Annotated in this window: 20 protein-coding genes; 3 read left to right on the plus strand and 17 right to left on the minus strand. The window is 28.5% G+C overall.

The genetic code is table 11. From position 1 onward, the window contains the following. The 6 genes from ACYQ44_RS05450 to ACYQ44_RS05475 form a co-directional block, all read right to left on the minus strand. Window positions 1–132 (minus strand): AAA family ATPase (locus ACYQ44_RS05450; RefSeq protein ID WP_459995875.1); only part of this gene is annotated, 132 nt, incomplete at its 3' end. A gap of 195 nt (window positions 133–327) precedes the next feature. Next, a complete protein-coding gene (gcvPB, locus tag ACYQ44_RS05455) occupies window positions 328–1,755 on the minus strand; it encodes an aminomethyl-transferring glycine dehydrogenase subunit GcvPB (RefSeq protein ID WP_459995803.1) in 1,428 nt (475 codons plus the stop codon). Beyond that, window positions 1,739–3,097, minus strand: coding sequence for an aminomethyl-transferring glycine dehydrogenase subunit GcvPA (gene gcvPA / locus ACYQ44_RS05460; protein ID WP_459995805.1), 1,359 nt, complete (start codon window positions 3,095–3,097; stop codon window positions 1,739–1,741). The genes gcvPB and gcvPA overlap by 17 nt, the downstream gene beginning before the upstream one ends. Before the next feature lie 52 nt (window positions 3,098–3,149). Beyond that, entirely contained in the window at window positions 3,150–3,515 is a 366-nt protein-coding gene (gene gcvH / locus ACYQ44_RS05465; RefSeq protein ID WP_459995808.1) for a glycine cleavage system protein GcvH, read from the minus strand. An 11-nt stretch (window positions 3,516–3,526) separates the two neighbouring features. Then, complete coding sequence (gcvT, locus tag ACYQ44_RS05470) at window positions 3,527–4,633, minus strand: glycine cleavage system aminomethyltransferase GcvT (RefSeq protein WP_459995811.1); 1,107 nt, start codon at window positions 4,631–4,633, stop codon at window positions 3,527–3,529. Further along, the gene (locus ACYQ44_RS05475; protein WP_459995813.1) at window positions 4,633–4,848 is read right to left on the minus strand and encodes a putative signal transducing protein; all 216 of its coding nucleotides are present in this window, start codon (window positions 4,846–4,848) and stop codon (window positions 4,633–4,635) included. Before ACYQ44_RS05475 ends, gcvT begins: the two co-directional genes overlap by 1 nt. Window positions 4,849–5,015: 167 nt before the next feature. On the opposite strand from ACYQ44_RS05475, the gene pfkA reads away from it, so the two are divergent. After that, complete coding sequence (pfkA, locus tag ACYQ44_RS05480; protein ID WP_459995876.1) at window positions 5,016–5,975, plus strand: 6-phosphofructokinase; 960 nt, start codon at window positions 5,016–5,018, stop codon at window positions 5,973–5,975. An 11-nt stretch (window positions 5,976–5,986) separates the two neighbouring features. Then, window positions 5,987–7,405 carry a pyruvate kinase gene (pyk, locus tag ACYQ44_RS05485; RefSeq protein ID WP_459995816.1) on the plus strand — a complete coding sequence of 473 codons (1,419 nt, stop codon included), beginning with the start codon at window positions 5,987–5,989 and terminating at the stop codon, window positions 7,403–7,405. Window positions 7,406–7,424: 19 nt separating this feature from the next. On the opposite strand, the gene ACYQ44_RS05490 is transcribed toward pyk, so the two are convergent. The 8 genes from ACYQ44_RS05490 to argF form a co-directional block, all read right to left on the minus strand. Continuing rightward, window positions 7,425–8,360, minus strand: coding sequence for an HD-GYP domain-containing protein (locus ACYQ44_RS05490; protein ID WP_459995818.1), 936 nt, complete (start codon window positions 8,358–8,360; stop codon window positions 7,425–7,427). Between the two features lie 74 nt (window positions 8,361–8,434). Continuing rightward, the gene (locus ACYQ44_RS05495; RefSeq protein ID WP_459995820.1) at window positions 8,435–8,785 is read right to left on the minus strand and encodes a response regulator; all 351 of its coding nucleotides are present in this window, start codon (window positions 8,783–8,785) and stop codon (window positions 8,435–8,437) included. Window positions 8,786–8,873: 88 nt separating this feature from the next. After that, on the minus strand, window positions 8,874–9,080 hold the full coding sequence (locus ACYQ44_RS05500; RefSeq protein ID WP_459995821.1) for a heavy-metal-associated domain-containing protein: 207 nt from the start codon (window positions 9,078–9,080) through the stop codon (window positions 8,874–8,876). A gap of 4 nt (window positions 9,081–9,084) precedes the next feature. Further along, window positions 9,085–11,232 (minus strand): heavy metal translocating P-type ATPase, encoded by a 2,148-nt coding sequence (locus tag ACYQ44_RS05505; RefSeq protein ID WP_459995823.1) that lies wholly within the window; start codon window positions 11,230–11,232, stop codon window positions 9,085–9,087. Window positions 11,233–11,242: 10 nt separating this feature from the next. Then, window positions 11,243–11,602 carry a carboxymuconolactone decarboxylase family protein gene (locus ACYQ44_RS05510; RefSeq protein ID WP_459995824.1) on the minus strand — a complete coding sequence of 120 codons (360 nt, stop codon included), beginning with the start codon at window positions 11,600–11,602 and terminating at the stop codon, window positions 11,243–11,245. A gap of 150 nt (window positions 11,603–11,752) precedes the next feature. After that, the gene (locus ACYQ44_RS05515; protein ID WP_459995825.1) at window positions 11,753–12,376 is read right to left on the minus strand and encodes an HAD family hydrolase; all 624 of its coding nucleotides are present in this window, start codon (window positions 12,374–12,376) and stop codon (window positions 11,753–11,755) included. Between the two features lie 88 nt (window positions 12,377–12,464). Continuing rightward, the gene (gene arcC / locus ACYQ44_RS05520; protein WP_459995826.1) at window positions 12,465–13,406 is read right to left on the minus strand and encodes a carbamate kinase; all 942 of its coding nucleotides are present in this window, start codon (window positions 13,404–13,406) and stop codon (window positions 12,465–12,467) included. 21 nt (window positions 13,407–13,427) lie between these two features. Next, window positions 13,428–14,408: an ornithine carbamoyltransferase gene (gene argF, locus ACYQ44_RS05525; RefSeq protein WP_459995827.1), complete on the minus strand. Its 981-nt coding sequence runs from the start codon at window positions 14,406–14,408 to the stop codon at window positions 13,428–13,430. 239 nt (window positions 14,409–14,647) lie between these two features. On the opposite strand from argF, the gene rbsK reads away from it, so the two are divergent. Then, window positions 14,648–15,568 carry a ribokinase gene (gene rbsK, locus ACYQ44_RS05530; RefSeq protein ID WP_459995828.1) on the plus strand — a complete coding sequence of 307 codons (921 nt, stop codon included), beginning with the start codon at window positions 14,648–14,650 and terminating at the stop codon, window positions 15,566–15,568. Window positions 15,569–15,572: 4 nt separating this feature from the next. Here the strand turns inward: rbsK and ACYQ44_RS05535 are convergent, their stop codons facing one another. Genes ACYQ44_RS05535 through ACYQ44_RS05545 form a run of 3 tightly spaced genes read right to left on the minus strand, consistent with a single transcriptional unit; the run spans window position 15,573 to window position 19,163 of the window. After that, window positions 15,573–16,262 (minus strand): hypothetical protein, encoded by a 690-nt coding sequence (locus ACYQ44_RS05535; RefSeq protein WP_459995830.1) that lies wholly within the window; start codon window positions 16,260–16,262, stop codon window positions 15,573–15,575. Between the two features lie 9 nt (window positions 16,263–16,271). Then, a complete protein-coding gene (gene polA / locus ACYQ44_RS05540; RefSeq protein WP_459995832.1) occupies window positions 16,272–18,953 on the minus strand; it encodes a DNA polymerase I in 2,682 nt (893 codons plus the stop codon). A gap of 12 nt (window positions 18,954–18,965) precedes the next feature. Beyond that, window positions 18,966–19,163 carry a hypothetical protein gene (locus ACYQ44_RS05545; protein WP_459995833.1) on the minus strand — a complete coding sequence of 66 codons (198 nt, stop codon included), beginning with the start codon at window positions 19,161–19,163 and terminating at the stop codon, window positions 18,966–18,968.

The following is a 19,163-nucleotide window of genomic DNA, read 5'->3' on the forward strand; positions in this document are numbered from 1 at the left end:
CCTTGGTCTTGATAGAAATATTGGAACTCCTGATGATACTAAATCATAAATATATTTAGTTTTATCTACATATATATAATCACCTGTTATTATTTTTTTATAATCCTGTACTCCTATTGGTAATTTTTTCATCAGGTCACCTCCAAATTACTATAAACATTTATTCAAATTATGCTTATGCTTTCTTCTTTATTATAGCATAATTTAATAAAAAATTTATGTATAATACTATTGATTAGAAACAAATCTTAAGTTAAAAATACATGGGTAATAAAAAAACGTCATTCCTAACTGGAATGGCGTTTTTTTATTATTACATTTCTATACTTATCCTCTCAATTTCAATTGTTTATTAGCTACTGTTTCATTTAATCTTCGAACAGGGGTATTACGTGGGGCTCCTTTTAATATTTCAGGATCTGTCTTTGCTTCTTCTAATATTTTATACATAACTTCAACAAAATGATCTAACTCTTCTTTTGATTCAGTTTCAGTAGGTTCTATCATCATCGCTTCATGTACTATTAAAGGGAAATAAATTGTTGGTGGATGAATACTATAGTCCAATAATCTTTTTGCAAAATCTAATGTTTTTACTCCATATTCTTTTAAGAATGAACCATCAATAACAAACTCATGTTTACAAACATCATCAAATGCTATTTTAAATTCTTTTTCTAATCTTTTTCTTAAATAATTTGCATTTAAAACAGCCATTTCACTTGCAAATTTTAATCCTTCTTTTCCCATCATTAAAATATATGTATATGCTCTAACCAACACTGCAAAATTACCATAAAATGTTCTTAATCTTCCACAACTTTTTGGAATATCATAATCAAAGAAGTATTTTCCATCCTCATTAATATCAACTATTGGTTTTGGCAAATAGTTTTTTAATTTTCCTTTTACACCAACAGGACCGCTTCCAGGACCTCCCATTCCATGTGGCGTTGAAAATGTTTTATGTAAATTAATATGAACTATATCAAAACCCATATCTCCAGGTCTAACTTTACCCATTATAGCATTTAAATTTGCACCATCATAATATAACAATGCATTATGTTCATGAGCAATTTTAGCAATTTCCAATATATCTTTTTCAAATAAACCTAAAGTATTTGGATTAGTAAGCATAATTGCTGCTACACTATCATCCATTGCTTTTTTATATTCTTCTAAATCTACTCTTCCATCACTTCCAGATTTTACTTCAATAACATCAAAACCTGCCATTTTGGCAGAAGCAGGATTTGTTCCATGTGCTGAATCAGGTAATATAACTTTTGTCTTGTTAGTATAGCCATTATCTTCTATATATTTTTTTACAATAAGCATACCTGTTAATTCGCCATGTGCTCCAGCAGCTGGTTGTAAAGTAACTGCATCCATCCCTGTAATTTCACCTAAATAATTTTGTAGATTATACATCAACTCTAAAGCACCTTGCACTTGATCTTCTTCGAGATAAGGGTGTATGTTATTAAATAAATTTGCCATTTCTTCATTTAACATTGGATTATATTTCATTGTACATGATCCTAGTGGATAAAATCCACTATCTACAGAATGATTTTTTCTTTCTAATTCGTTATAATGTCTAACAATTTCTAATTCATGTACTTGGGGTAATCCAGGATCTTCTTTTCTTAATAATTCTTCTTCTAATTCAATTTCTGATTCAGGAACATCTAATTTCGGTAGAGAAAATGCTGTTCTTCCGTATTTATCTTTTTCAAAGATTAATTTCATCTACTTCACCTACCTTAGAAATTAAATAATCAATTTCTTCTTTTGTATTTAATTCAGTTGCACAGAATAAAGCATGATTTTTCATATTTTCAAAAAATCTTCCTAAATTTAAAGGGCCAATATATTTTTCTTCTATTAATTTTTTATTAAATTCATCCAAATCAAATTTAGGTTTAATTACAAATTCATTGAAAAATTCACCTTCAAAAACAGGTTCAAATTTTTCTGATTCAATTAATTTTTTAGCTAAATAATGTGCTTTTTGGTAACTTTGATATGCAATTTCTTTAAGTCCTTCTCTTCCAATAATGCTTAAATATACAGAAGCAACAACAGCCATTAATGCATGGTTGGAACAAATATTAGAAGTAGCTCTTGCTCTTCTAATATGCTGTTCTCTAGTTTGTAAAACCATTACAAAACCTCTTTTGCCTTCTTCGTCAACAGTTTCACCAATTATTCTTCCTGGCATTTGTCTAATATATTTTTGTTTTGACGCAAAAAATCCAAAAGTTGGTCCTCCAAAAGACATGTAATTTCCAAGTGACTGCCCTTCTCCAACAACAATATCTGCACCTAAATTACCTGGAGCTTCTAATAAACCTAAAGATATTGGATATGAATTTACTATCAATAACACCTTTTCAGGCAAAACTTCTTTTATTTGTTTTATATTCTCAACTACACCAAAAAAGTTAGGATAAGATATTACAACAGAACTTGTATTTTCATCTAATTTTGTTTTTAAATCTTCCAAATCTATTCTTCCTGATTTTTCATCAAAATTTATTAATTCAATTTCTATATCTTGAGATTCTGTATATGTTTTTGATACTTCTATGTATTCAGGGTGTAAAGATTTTGCTACCAATGATTTATGTTTTTTATTTACCCTTGCTGCCATTAAAATAGCTTCAGCAACAGCAGTTCCGCCGTCATACATAGAAGAGTTTGCAACTTCCATTCCGGTTAATTCGCATATAGCTGTTTGAAATTCATATAATGCTTGTAATGTGCCTTGAGAAACCTCAGCTTGGTATGGAGTATATGCTGTTAAAAAGTTTCTCTTTGTTGCTAATTGATATACTGCTGATGGAACGTAATGTTTATATATACCAGCACCCCTAAACATAGCATAATTTTCTAAATTCACATTTCTTTCAGATAATTCTAATAATTCTTTTTTTACTTCTATTTCAGATTTTGATTTTGGTATATTTAACTCACCTTCAAATAATTTAGGTACATCTTTATATAATTCTTTTATATCATTAATTCCTATTACAGTCATCATTTCTTTAATATCTTCTTCTGTGTGTGGAATATATGGAAATCTTTTCACCTAATTCACCTCACTCTTAAAATTTCAAAGACCCGGAAATCCGGGCCTATGATTATAATGAGTTTTTGTATTCTTCTTCTGATAATAGATCATTTAATTCGTTTTCATCGGATATTTCTAATTTAACAATCCAACCTTTTCCTTCTGCATCATCATTAATGATTTCAGGTGATGCATCCAATTCTTCATTTACTTCAATAACTTTTCCTGAAATTGGAGAGTAAACATCACTAGCAGACTTTACTGATTCTACAGCACAAAGCACTTCGCCTTTTTTTACTTCTTTACCTATTTCCGGTAATTCAACGAATGTAACATCGCCTAATTCTTCAGCAGCATGTGATGTTATACCTATTGTAGCTGTATTTCCTTCTACTTCTACCCATTCATGTGATTTAGTAAACTTTTTCATTCTCATACCCTCCTAAGTTATTTTCTAGTTTTTACACTACCTCTATAAAATGGTGTTTTTATTACTTTAGCTTTTATTCTTTTTCCTCTAATTTCAACTTCAATTTCAGTATCTTTTTTATAATAAGGTTTATTTAGCATTGCTAAAGCAACAGGTTTATCTAAAGTGGGAGAAACTGTACCACTTGTTATAAATCCTATTTCTTCATCACCGACAAATACTTTATAACCATGTCTTGGAATGCCTTTTTCTAACATTTCGATACCTTTTAATCTTCTTCTTATTCCAGTCTCTTTTTCTTTTAATAATTCTTCTTTTCCTATAAATTCTTTATCCATATCAACTGCCCATTTTAGTCCAGCTTCAAATGGTGTTATGTCATCAGTCATATCATTTCCATATAATAAATATGTAGCTTCTAACCTCAATGTGTCTCTTGCTCCTAGTCCTGCTGGTTTTCCGCCATATTTAGGTAATAATTCAATTAATTTTCTCCACATAGGTACAGCAGCTTCTTTATCGAAATATATTTCAAATCCATCTTCTCCAGTATAACCTGTTCTTGATACTAAGCATTGAATGCCGTTAATTCTACCTTCTGTAAAATTATAATATGATATTTTTGTTAAATCAACCCCTGAAATTTCTTGTAACATTTCTTCAGATCTTGGTCCTTGAATAGCTATTTGTGTAGTTTTATCGGAAATATTAATTACATCCACATCAAAATTTTCTGATTGTTTTTTTATCCAACTATAATCCTTTTCAATATTTGAAGCATTTACAACTAACAAGATATGTGTATCTGAATATTTATAAGCTAATAAATCATCTATAATTCCACCATTTTTATTTAACATAGGGGAATATACAATTTCACCAGGTTTTATTTTTTCTACATTATTTGTAATTATATAATTTACAAATTTAACGGCCTCTTTACCTTTGATATCTATTTCACCCATATGAGACACATCAAATATACCTACATTATTTCTTACACTATGATGCTCATCCTTTAAAGAAGAATACCATACAGGCATTTCCCATCCACCAAAAGGTACCATTTTTGCGCCTAATCTTACATGTTCTTCATAAAGTGGAGTTTTTTTTAAATTTTCCATCAATCTGCCTCCTTGTTTTCTAAAATTTCTTTAGCTTTATTATAATCTTCTTCATCAACATAGATATTCATTATTGTTCCATTACCAAAAAACTCTCTACCAACCCCAATTTCTTTTGGAGATTTTATAAATGTTTTAATTCCTTCTGATTCTAATAATTGTTTGATCATCTGTGCTTCAAAATCATTTATATATGTTTTCAATTCTTTCCACATAATATCACCTCATTTGTATTATACATCTAAAATTTGTTTTTATAAAGAAAAGAAATTTTATAAAAAACATGGTATAATAACAATAAACGGTAATAAATGAAAAAAATTTCATATATTCATAGATTTTCACGTTTTATAACATAAGGAGGGAGAGAAAAATGTCAAAAATTAAAAAAATTGGAATTATTACCAGTGGTGGAGATGCGCCAGGAATGAATGCGGCTGTTAGAGCTGTTACAAGAACCGCTGCTTCAAAAGGCATAGATGTAATAGGATTTTATAAAGGATATGCTGGGATTTTAGATAAAGATTATGTAGAATTAACTTATTCTTCTGTTGGTGGAATAATGGAAAAAGGCGGAACTATTTTAAGAACAGCAAGAGTTCCAGAGTTTAAAAACCCAGAAATTAGGGCTGAAGCTGCAAAAAATTTAAAAGATTTAGGAATTGATGGATTAGTGGTAATAGGTGGAGAAGGTAGCTTAACAGGAGCTAAATTATTGTTTGAAGAACATGAGGTGCCTGTAATCGGTATACCTGCTTCTATTGATAATGATATTCCAGATACAGATATGGCTATAGGTGTAGATACTTGTTTGAATACAGCAGTAGATGCTATGCAAAAATTAAAAGATACCGCATCTTCTCATGAAAGGGCATTTATAGTAGAAGTTATGGGAAGAGGTTCTGGATATATAGCTTTAATGTCTGGATTATCGGTTGGTGCTGAAGCTGTTATTATTCCAGAGGTTCCTGTAAATTATGATGAATTAACCGACAAAATATGGCAAGAAAGAAAAAGAGGAAAAATAAATTGTATTGTTGTTGTAGCTGAAGGTGCAGCAAGTGCTTATTCTGTAGCAAGACATTTTGAAAATAAAATAGGATATGAAACAAGAATAACAATTTTAGGACATATTCAAAGAGGAGGTTCTCCTACAGCATTTGATAGAATATTAGCTTCTAGGATGGGATATTCAGCTGTTAATTTTCTGTTAGAAGGTAAATTTGGAACTATGGTCGCTTTAGAAAAAGGACAAACTGTTACTGTTTCATTAGATAAAGTGTTAAATGAAAAGAAAGTAGTGGATCCTAAATTAATTGAATTAGTAGATACATTATCATAAGGAGTGATAGCATGAGAAAGACAAGAATTGTTGCAACTATAGGACCAGCTACAGAATCAGAAGAAATGGTAAGAGAATTAATAAAAGCAGGTGCAGATGTTTTAAGATTAAATACATCACACGAAAGTCCGGATGTTCATAAGAAAAGAATAGAGACAATAAAAAAAGTTAGAAAAGAATTTGACAAACCAGTAGCTATATTATTGGATCTAGCCGGTCCAAAAATAAGAACGGGAAATTTTAATAAAGACGAAATAACTTTACAAGAAGGACAAGAATTTGTACTTACTTCAGAAGATGTTATTGGAGATGAAACAAAGGTTTCTATTAATTATAAAGGATTACCTAAAGATGTAAAACCAGGTGATTTAATTTTAGTGAATGATGGTAAATTAAAGTTAGAGGTTGTTGATACTGATGGAATTAATATAAAAACAAAAGTGAAAAATACTGCTACTATCACACACAGAAGAGGAATAAATGCTCCAGGCGCAGATATAAAAATACCTGCATTAACAAATAAAGATAAAGATTATATTAAATTTGGTATTGAAAATGATGTAGATTATTTTGCATTATCATTCGTTAGAAAACCAGAAGATGTAATTGAAATGAGAGAAATATTAAATTCTTTAAATGCTAAAGATGCCCAAATCATTAGTAAAATAGAAACAAAACAAGCTATTGATAATGATTTAGAAAAAATCATTGAATTATCTGATGCGGTAATGGTTGCAAGAGGTGATTTAGGAGTAGAGGTTGAAGCAGAAAAAATACCAGTATTACAAAAACGAATTATTAGTATAGCAAATAAAAAATCAAAACCTGTAATTACAGCAACACAAATGCTTGAAACAATGATAGAAAACCCTGTTCCAACAAGGGCTGAAACTACAGATATAGCAAATGCTATTCTAGATGGAACTGATGCAATTATGTTATCTGGAGAAACATCGATAGGTAAATATCCATTAGAAGCTGTAAGAGTTATGGATAGAGTGGCAAAAGAAACAGAACCTTATATAAACCATTATGGTGCTTTATTTTATGATTTTGATGAAGAAGATTCAACTACAAATGCAATTTCAAAAGCAGCGAATGAAATAGCTATTTCAAGTGGAATAAAAACAATTGTTGCTGTTACAGATAAAGGATTTACTGCTAGAGCAGTTTCAAGATATAGAGAAAATGTAAATATTATAGCTGTAACTCATTCAGAAAAAACCTATAATAGATTGGCACTTGTATGGGGAGTAAAACCTATTATAGTTAATGAATTTGTAAGTACTGACACTATGTTATATATAGTAAAACAAACATTAAAGAATGAGGAATTAGTTAAACCTGGTGAAAAAATTATTTTCACAGCAGGAATTCCATATGGTTTTTCAAGTAAAACAAACTTCCTTCATATAGCAGAAATAAAATAAACTGTGCGACATGCACAGTTTATTTTTTTAATTTATAAATTTCATCAATATTATTATTAAATATTTCAACTAAATCCGGATCAAATTTTATTCCTTTAAGATCATTTATATACTTAATTGCATCATTCAAATCCCATGCTTTACTATAAATTCTATCCTGGGTTAAGGCATCAAAAACATCAGTTAGAGCTACAATTCGTGCTTCTAACAAAATACTATCTCCTTTTAATCCATAAGGATAACCGCTTCCATCCCAATTTTCATGATGTTGAAGAGAAATATTAGCTGCTATTTTAAATATATCCCAATTCGAATCACGTAAAATTTTATAACCTATTATTGTATGTTCTTTCATAATTTCAAATTCTTCTTCAGTTAATTTACCTGGTTTTTTTAAAATATCATCAGAAATACCTATTTTTCCTATATCATGTAAAGGAGCTGATAATTTTAAATTTTCTAATTTTTTATCGTCAAAACCATATCCCTTACCTAAAATATATGAAAATTCTGCAACATTTTTTACATGTTTTCCAGTTTCATGTGATCGTTTTTCTATTATTTCTGACAATGTATATATTATACTTTTAGATGTTTTGTTAATTTCAGTAGAAAATTTTATAGCTTCAAAACTAAGAAATAAACTCTTTACGTATGTTAATATAATACCTCTCTCAATTGAATCTATTTTTTCACCAAATTCAATCATAAATATACCATCAATATTATTGTGTGTAAAATTCATTTTTATTATATTATCATTATTTTTAATTAAATCAATCTTTTCTCCAAATTCATTTTTATTATATAAAATATATATTTTAAATTTTTGGGTTATCATATAAGAAAAAATAAACATTTTTGTTTTTTTAATCCATTCTTCAAAAAAAGTGTATATATCTTCATTAAAATAAACAGTGGGAGATTCTATAATTATTTTCTCTAATCCTTTCACACCATTTTCTAATAAAATAATGTCTTTATATGATCTTAGTAAAGTTAAAATAACTGTTTTAATCTTAACATCATTCAGATCTTTTTTTCAATATAGGCATTAACATCATATTCATAGACCACCATTTCTTCATTTGCTTTTTCTGGTCGAGCCGTTTCTAGGGCTATTCTTATATTTCTATTTTTTAACACATTTCTTACATAATTTATAAGTTTCAATCCTGTATTTTCATCTTCCATTACTAAATCAGTTATTAATATAGCAATATCTTTTTCTTTTGAGAGTATGTCTATTGCATCAGAAAAAGAAAATGCGTGATATAATATGATTTCATCATTTTTAAATTTTAAATTGGTTACGACCTTTTCAAAATATAAATGTACTATTTTATCATCATCTGTCAATAAAACTTTCCATTTTTTCATGTTATCACCTAATAAAATATATTAATTCAAATTAATTATACTACATTTTTAAAATTTTGCAAAATTAAAACCCCTGCTAAAGCAGGGGCTAATCCATTACTATTTCTGCAGGATATTCTATCTCTTCTAACTTTCTTAAAATAACCTCAATATCACAGCTAGGCGAATTTAAATATACCTTTTTTTCATCAAGCTTTACTTCAAAATCTTTAACACCTATTTCATTTAATGCATTTGTTATTTTCATAACGCAATGTTGACATCCCATATCTGGAACGAATAACTTCATATCCATATAATTACCTCCTTTTAATTCTTAAAGAATTTAATACTACAGTTATAGAGCTAAATGCCATAGCTGCTTCTGCAATAGCTGGATGTAATAAACCAGACATTGCTGCAGGTATTGCAATAACATTATAAAAGAATGCCCAGAATAAATTAGATTTTATTATAGAAAAAGTCTTTCTTGATATTTCTACAGTATCAACAATTTTTGAAACTCCACCTTTAACTATTATTACATCAGCATTATCTATTGCTAAGTCTGTTCCGCTACCTATAGCAACTCCGATGTCAGCACCTTTTAAAGCAGCAGCATCATTCATGCCATCTCCTACCATAAGAGTTTTGTATCCTTTTGCTTGATAATTTCGAACAATATTTAATTTATCTTCTGGTTTTATACCTGCTAAAACTTCTTCAATTCCCACTTCTTTTGCAACTGCTTTAGCAGTTTTTTCATTATCTCCTGTAGCCATAACAGGTATAATTCCTATTTTTTTAAATTCTTCTATAGCTTTTTTAGAATCTTCTCTTATTCTATCTGCTATAGCAATGTATCCTAGAAAATTATCATTTTCATAAACTTCAACGACAGTATTTCCTTTTTCATATAATTTATCATATTTATTTTTAGGTTTTCCAATAAAATATTCATTATTATTATATGAAGCCTTCATCCCTTTTCCACTTATTTCTTCAATGTTTTCTATTTTTATTTTTTCTCTAGATAACTCAGAAATTGCTTTGGCTAATGGATGATTAGACATATTCTCAATAGAAGCAATAATTTTTATTTTTTCTTCAGGAATAGTATATTCTACAACTTGTGGTTTTCCTTCTGTTATTGTTCCTGTTTTATCCATAATTACAACTTTTACATCTTTAGATGTTTGGATAGCTTCAGCATTTCTTATAATTAACCCCCTTTTAGCAGCTTCTCCTGTTCCAGCGACTAATGCCATAGGAGTTGCAAGCCCTAAAGCACAAGGACAGGCTATAACTATAGTTGCAACAAAAACAAATACACCAAATGATAAAGGTTCATTTGTGTTTAATATCCATGGAAATATATTTCTAGCACCTTCTAGAAAATTATACATATTTTCAAAATTAAAATACCAAAACAAACCACTAATCAAAGCCAAAAGCATTACTGTAGGTACGAACCATAGTGTTATTCTATCTGCTAGAGCTTGAATAGGGACTTTAGCTCCTTGAGCTTCTTGAATAAGTTTTATCATTTGAGATAAAAAAGTATTTTCTCCAACTTTTGTCACTTTAACTTTTATTACTCCTGTAAGGTTTAATGAACCTCCTATTACTTCATTTTCTTCATTCTTTTCAACAGGCAAGGATTCTCCTGTGATCATTGATTCATCAATTGATGTTTTTCCTTCAATTATAATTCCATCAACTGGAATTCTTTCTCCTGGTTTAACTAAAACAATAAATCCCTCTTTAACTGCATCTATTGGCATAAGTAATTCTTCATCCTCTACTAAAACTCTGGCTTCTTTTGCTTGTACATTCATTAATGATTTTATCTCTTTTGCTGCTTTATCTCTTAAATGAGATTCAATAAATCTTCCTGTAATGTGTAAAGCCATTATCATTGCACCAATTGTTCCAAATGATGCAATTGGGAAGCCGAATGAATTAAGTAATGCTGTTATCCAAGAGGCTACCGATCCGAAAAGAATTAATGTATCCATGTTTGTATGAAAATGACTTAATGCAATCCAGGCACCTTTTATTGTTTTTCTACCTGTATAGAATATTACGTATCCTCCGGCAATAACTTCTATAACAGAAAATCCAGGTATTTCTTTCCAAATCATATGAATTAGCATCATAATAGAAATTGGAATAGTAACAAGCAAAGATAAAATTAAATTTTTCTTTGCTTCTTGGTATCTCTTTTTCTCTAAATCTTGACTCATATCTGTAGAAATATCATATCCAACTTTTTGAACAGCTTCTTTTAATTTTTCAAATGATATGTCATCTTCGGCTACTACAAAGGCAGTTTCTGTAGCTAAATTAACAGCTGAGAATTTTATGCCATCAACTTTTTTCAAAGCCCTTTCTACAGTTTTCGCACACGTTGCACATGTCATGCCAACAACTCTAAAATTAACCTTTTTTTCTATTTTCCCACTCATTTTATCACCTCTAATCACAACATCCTTCTTCACTATTTTTTAATTTCATTTCAATATTAGGTATAATATCATTTTTTAATTTTTCCCAATAATCATATGCAATCATAGACCATTCTTCCCCAGGGCATCCGCCCATCGTCATTATAACATCAAGTGTTTCGAGTAATTCTTCCTCTGTTACACCATTTTCATAAGCTAATTTAACATAGCCTTTTACACAAGGTTCACATTTTATAATAGCAGATATGGCCAAAGCCATTAAAAGTTTGTGTTTCCCAAGTAACGAGCCATCAGAATAACTTTGTTGTCTCATTCTTACTAAAGCTCCAGACGTTTTTGCTGTTTTTTTTCTCCATTTTTTTAAATCCATACTACCCCTCCTCTGGTGGGTTCTTATATTAAATTATATCTTTATAATGTTTCGAAAATATTAAATTTTAAATAAGATAAATTTTATCAGTATAAAAAATATGGGATCCTTTGAGGAATCCCATATGATTTTTAATTTTTTAGTTTAATTCTACATAAAAAGCTTTTCCCATTTATCTTCCTCGGATATATGAATAAAGTTTATTCCTGCTTTAAGGGAAGCTTTATCAAATTCAGAATCTCCTATCATTACACATTCTTCAAAACCAATATTCAATTTATCCAAAATCTCTATAAAATAGTTTGGATTGGGTTTACAGAAATGAGAATTTTCCATATAAGAAATATAGTAGAAATTTTCAGGAAGCATATTGATAAAATTTATTCTATGATGAACAGCAATTTCTGGAAATACAGGATTTGATGCGAATATCAATTTATGATTTGTATTTTTTATTTTGTTTATCAATTTAATGTTAGGTTCGATGATTTTTTTTAAATTTTGGAAATAATTCATATAATAATCCCAAAAAATGTTATACCAATAATCTTTGTTTTTACCTGTTATTTTTTCCATTTCTTTAAGAAAAAATTCTAAGTTATTTAAATCTTTATCATTTTTCTTAATAAGATTTTTTGTAGCTTCTAAAATATGATTAATTACATTAACATCATCTATATTTGTATAATCTAAAAAACTTTTAAAATAATATTTTTGAAAAATCTCTTCAGATGTTTTGATTAATGTTCCATCATAGTCTAAAAATATATACATATTTTTCCTCCTTTAATAAAAAAGGTCTGGATTGTGGGGAGAGGGAGAGATTCACAATCCAGACAATGGTTAGTTTTTTCTATTAATGTTATGAAATAATTTTTGTACCAGTTTTTCCTTCTAAAGCTTCTTTTAATTTTTCCATATCAGTAATTAATGCTGGTTTTCCAGAATTTTTTACGAAAGATATGCAGGCTTCTATTTTAGGTAACATACTGCCTTTTGCAAAGTGGCCTTCTTCAATATATTTTTCAGCTTCTTCTATTGTAATTGTATCTAAAGCTTTTTGGTTTGGTTTGTTAAAGTTAAGATAAACTTTTTCTACAGCTGTCAAAATAATAAATTCATCAGCATTTAATTCTTTTGCTAGAAGCGCAGAAGCTCTATCTTTATCAATAACAGCTTCAACGCCTTTTATTTCACCATTTTCATTAATTATAACTGGTATTCCGCCACCGCCACCAGCTACAACTATAACATCATTTTCAACTAAATCTTTAATTGTATTTTTTTCAATTGCGTCTAACGGGATTGGTGAAGGAACAACTCTTCTCCAACCTCTACCAGCATCTTCTTTGAAAATCCAACCTTTTTCTTCCATCATTTTTTTAGCTTCTTCTTCACTATAAAAAGGTCCTACAGGTTTTGTTGGGTTTTTAAATCCTGGATCATTTTTGTCTACAACTATTTGTGTTACTACTGTAGCAATATCTTTTTTTATATTTCTTTCATTTAAAATATTTTTTAACTCTTGAACAATCATATAACCTAAATATCCTTGTGTCATTGCACCTAGAACATCCATTGGAAATGGAGGTATTGTGTCTTTGGCAATATCTTGTTGCAATAATAAATTTCCAACTTGAGGTCCATTACCATGTGTAATTATAATATCATAATCCATCTCTATCATATCAGCAAGATATGAGGCTGTTACTCTAATGTTTTTGAACATATTTTCAGCTGTAGGTTTTTCACCAGGTCTGTTCATTGCGTTCCCACCTATAGCAACAACTGCTAACTTTTTCATACTTTTCCCCCCTGACATATTTTATAATGTAGCTATCATAATAGCTTTTATTGTATGCATTCTGTTTTCTGCTTGATCAAATACTTTTGAATGCCTGCTTCTAAATACTTCATCAGTTACTTCTCTAATATCTAAACCTCTTTCTTTAGCTTCTTTAGCAACAACTGTTTCAAAATCATGGAATGAAGGAAGACAATGCAAGAAAATAACATTAGGATTTTCTGTTCTTTTAATTAAGTCCATATCTACCCTGTAAGGAGTTAACAATTCAACTCTTTCAGGCATTTTATCTTCTTCACCCATTGAAACCCATACATCAGTATATATAACATCCGCATTTTTAACTCCATCTAAATCTGGGGTATATTCAATTATTGCGCCAGTTTCTTTAGCAGTTTCTAAAGCTTCGTTCATCATTTCATCAGAAGGTTTTAATGATTCTGGTCCAACTGCAACATAATGCATACCTAATTTTGCGGAAATTCTCATTAAAGTATTTGCAACGTTATTTCTAGTATCTCCAATAAATACAACTTTCATTTGATTCAAAGGCTTATGAATAAATTCCATCATTGTCATAACATCAGCTAAACCTTGAGTAGGATGAGCTTCATCTGTTAATCCATTCCATACAGGGACACCAGAATATTTTGCTAAATCTTCAACAACTTTTTGTTTGAATCCTCTATATTCAATTCCATCATACATTCTTCCTAGAACTTTTGCTGTATCTTCAATAGATTCTTTTTTCCCCATTTGACTATTAGTTAGAAAAGTGACATGTGCTCCTTCATCTAATGCAGCAACTTCGAAAGCTGTTCTAGTTCTTGTTGAAGTTTTATCAAAAATTAAAACAATATTTTTTCCTTTTAATGTTTCTGTTCTAATACCTGCTCTTTTTTTAGATTTTAAATCAAAAGCTAAATCTAATAAATATTTTATTTCTTCTGGAGTATAATCTTTTAATGATAATAAACTTCTTCCTTTTAAATTAATAGGCATAATTTCTCCTCCCTTTATTTTGAATATTCGTGTCTAATTATACAACTTGTTTTTGATTTATCAAAATCAAAAAAATAGGAAAAAAAGACAAGTATGAAGAAAATTTCATAATTATTCCTTTTTATTATGAATATGCGTAAGTATAATTGAGTATGCGCAATAAGCATTAAGTATGATATAATAATATAATAAATATGTTTTATTTGTGTATCGTTAATAAGATGATTGGAGGGGGAAAAATGATAGGTGTCATAGGTAGTTCAAATATGGATATAGTATTGACTGTGGAGAAATTTACCAATCCTGGAGAAACTCAAAAAGCTATCTCTATAGAATATTTTCCAGGCGGGAAAGGTGCAAATCAAGCAGTTACAGCAGCTAAACTTTCAAAGGATAATGTTTATTTTTTTACAGCTCTTGGTAATGATGACTTTGGTAAAATATTAGCTAATAATTTTGATAAATTAAATATTAGAGGATATATATACACAGATTTACCTACTGGAAGGGCTTATATTGAAGTTACAAAAAATGGGGAAAATAGAATCATTTTATTTGAAGGTGCAAATGGTTTTATTACATCAGATATTATAAAAAGAAAGCTAGATGTTTTGAGTGAATATAAAATATTTTTATTGCAGAATGAAATCCCATTTGAAACATCTTTACATATAGCCAAAACACTTTATTCTAAAAAGAAGATCATTATATTTGATCCGGCACCAGCTCAAAACATTGAAATGGAAATATTTAAATATGTGGATTATTTTACACCTAACGAAGAAGAATTTAAATATTTATCAAAAAAATTTTTTAATTTGAATCCTGAAAAAAATTTGAAAGAAATTTTAAGAAAATTTTTTAATTTAGGTGTAAAAAATATATTATTAAAACAAGGGGAAAAAGATATAATTTTGTATAATAGAAATTTAATATTAAAAATACCTGTGTTTAAAATAGATAATGTTGTGGATACAACTGCAGCGGGTGATGTGTTTAATGGGGCTTTAGCTGTTGCTTTAGAAGAGAATAAAAATATAAAAGAAGCTATACAATTTGCATCAGCTGCAGCAGGAATTTCTGTAACAAGAAAAGGAGCACAATCTTCTATTCCTACTCGGCAAGAAGTAGAAGACTTTTTAATCAAAAATAGGGCCTAAGGCCCTATTGATTTAATACTGAGTACCCTATTAGAGTTATGAATAATCCTAAAATTGATAAAAGTATATATTTAGTTGCAGTTTTCTTAGTCCTGTCAACCTTAAATTTTATATCTTTTTTAAACTCTCCTTTTTCATTATAAACAATTATACTTGTAATATAGCTATCATCTTCTAAATTTATAGGAAAGTATAATATATTCTTCCCTGGATAAATTCTTTTTTCTTCGTTGAACAATTTGATATAACCATATGTATTTGAGTATAAAATGATTTTAAGATTATCATTATACCAGTCGTCATTAGGAGATATAACTTTTGTATAAGAAATAATTTTAACTTTAGGAACAACTTGTTGAGATAAACCAATATCTAATTCTTCGTTTTCTAATAAAAATTCAAACTCTTTATTGTTATATTTTACTAACATCTTTCCTGCGGGAATAATAAATTTTTGTTTTTGTGAGTAAACATCATATTCTTCATTATTTATTTTTATTTTTTCTGGATATTTCTTTAAATAAAACGTTACTGTAGCTATTGATGAATCATTAATATATTTTAATCGTACAATTTGGCTATATGTTGTATTTGTACTTCCAAACGTGAAAATAAAACTAAAATTAATATTTGTATAACTTAAAGAAATTATGCTAATATATAGCATTACGAATAATAAAAACAACTTTTTCATTTTATCGCCTCACTTTGTCCACCTTTCACCTACACTTATATCAACTTTAAGTGGAACATCTAGGGCAACGGCATTTTCCATAGTTTCTTTTACAATTTTTGAAATTTCATTTACTTTATTTTTGGGCAATTCTATTACTATTTCATCATGTACCTGAAGTATCATTTTTGCATATTCTGGTAATGCATTATCTAATTTTATCATGGATATTTTCATAATATCAGAAGCTGTACCTTGAATAGGTGTATTTATAGCCATACGTTTTAAATCGTTTTTATTTAATCTTAGGTTGTTTAAAAACCTTTTCCTGCCAAATAATGTTTCAACATAACCATTTTTTGCTAAATCAGACAATATTTGTTTTTGATATTTCTCCACATTTTTATATAATTCAAAATACTTTTTTATAAATATACCAGCATCTTCAATAGAAATACCTGTTCTTTCAGATAATCCATATGAAGAAACACCATAAATAATAGAAAAATTAATCATTTTTCCGATTTGTCTCATATGATTATCAACATCTTTTTCTTTTACATCAAATAGTTTTGCAGCTGTAATAGTATGAATATCAAAATCATTTCTAAATGATTCAATTAAAACAGGATCTTTGCTCATATGTGCTAATACTCTTAACTCAATTTGAGAATAGTCTGCGCTTAAAAGAACATAATTGTCTTTTTCTGCTTTAACAGCTCTACGAATTTTTTCGCCTTCAACCTCTCTAATAGGTAAATTTTGGAGATTAGGATCACTACTACTTAATCTTCCAGTTGCAGCGCCGGTTTGGTTAAATGAGGTATGAACACGATTTGTCTTTTTATTAACTAGTTTTGGAATTGATTGAATATATGTTGACAATAATTTTTGATATTTTCTGTAATTTAGAATTTTTTGAATAATAGGATGATCGTTTTTCATTTCTTCAAGTACTTGAGCGTTTGTAGAAAATTGACCCCCTTTTGTTTTTTTCTTAGGGGATAAACCTAGTCTTTCAAATAATAATTCTCTAATCTGTTTAGGGGAATTAGGATTTATTTCATATCCTGCAATATTTTTAATTTCTTCTAAAATATTTTTAGTGATTTGTGTATATTCTTTTTCTAATTCTTTTAAATAAGGAATGTCAAAGTAAACTCCATTTAATTCCATTTTAGTTAATACTGGAATTAAAGGATTTTCAATTTCAAATAGTATCTTTTCTAATTCAAATTCATATATTTTTGGTCGTAAAACATAAAACAATCTTAAAGTAATGTCTGCATCTTCTCCTGAATATTCAGCTACTTTTTTTGAATCTATATCTTTTAAAGTATTGGCAAATAATGTTTCATTTACAACATCAGTATATTTTATAGTTTCATAATTCAAATATTTTTTTGCAAGATCATCCATGTTAAACCGTCTTGAATCAGGTGAAATAAGATATGCTGCAATCATTGTATCAAAATAAGGAGTTTTTAAATCAAAACCGTTTACTTTCATTACAGAAAGATCATATTTTAAATTTTGACCTACTAAATTTTTATCTTTTAGTATTTCCCATAAATCTTTTAATACTTTAATTTTTGTTTCATGCGATATTTTAGATAGATCAATATAATATCCATTTTTTGGTTTATAAGATATAGCAACGCCCAAAATTTCGGCTTTAAATGGATCTATAGAAGTGGTTTCCAAATCAAAAGAAATAATATCTTGTTCTTTTAAACTTTGGAAAAAGTTTTCTAAATCATCTATTTCCAAAAGTTCATAATCGCCTTTTGATGATAAATCATCTATTTCTGGTAAGTTATTGACTTTAACAACTTTTTTTTGTTCTTTAAAACCCAATTCCCTTATTATAGATTTAAATTCAAACTCATTAAGTAATACTTCTAGGTTTTTATTAAATCCTCTATAAATATAATCTTCCCAATTAATATCCAGTGGTATGTCAGTAACAAGTTGAACTAGTTTTTTACTTAAAAAAGCCATTTCTTTTCCATCAATTAATTTTTTCTGAATAGATTTAGTAGTATTTCTAACATTTTTATATATTTCTTCTAAAGAACCAAATTCTTTTATCAGCTTAGTTGCAGTTTTTTCTCCAATTCCTTTAACACCTGGAATATTATCTACAGCATCACCTGTTAATGCGAGGAAATCTTGTATCTTTTCAGGTCCAAACCCGTATTTTTCATAAACTTTTTTAACATCATATTCTCTAATATCAGTAATGCCTCTTCCTATTCTTAACATTTTTATTTTCTCATTAACAAGTTGCATTAAATCTTTATCTGAAGAGAAAATAAATATCTCCTCAAATTCTTTTTGCCCTTTTAATGCTAAAGTTGCTATTACATCATCTGCTTCATAGCCTTCTTCAGCGATTGTTTTGATTCCTAAAGCGTTAATTATTTCTAATATATAAGGTATTTGGTCTTTAAATATTTTAGGAGTTTCTGGTCTATTAGCTTTGTAGCTTTCAAGTAACTTGTGTCTATAGGTAACAGTTTTTCTGTCCATTACAAAAATAATAGCATCTTCATCTTTTAAAATATATTTATCTAGTATCTTTAGTATCATTTTAGTAACACCATAGATGGCATTTGTTGGAATGCCAGTAGATGTTTTAAGTTCTTGATCAAGTGCAAAAAAAGCTCGATAAGCTATACCACTACCATCTATTAAATATAAATTTCTCATTATTTCTTCCCTCTATTCAGCCCTTATGTATTTTTTTGTGCCATCTGGTAATTTGAACTTGATAACTACACCTTTTGCTGGTTTTTCTTCTCCCCTATAAAATTTATGTATGTTTTGTGGAGTGATTCCATATTTTGCTCCATCTGCACTAATATGAGCATCAAAAGGATGTTCTGAGTAAACAAATACAGTTACTTCTACTTCTTTCAT

The organism is Marinitoga arctica (assembly GCF_054657315.1).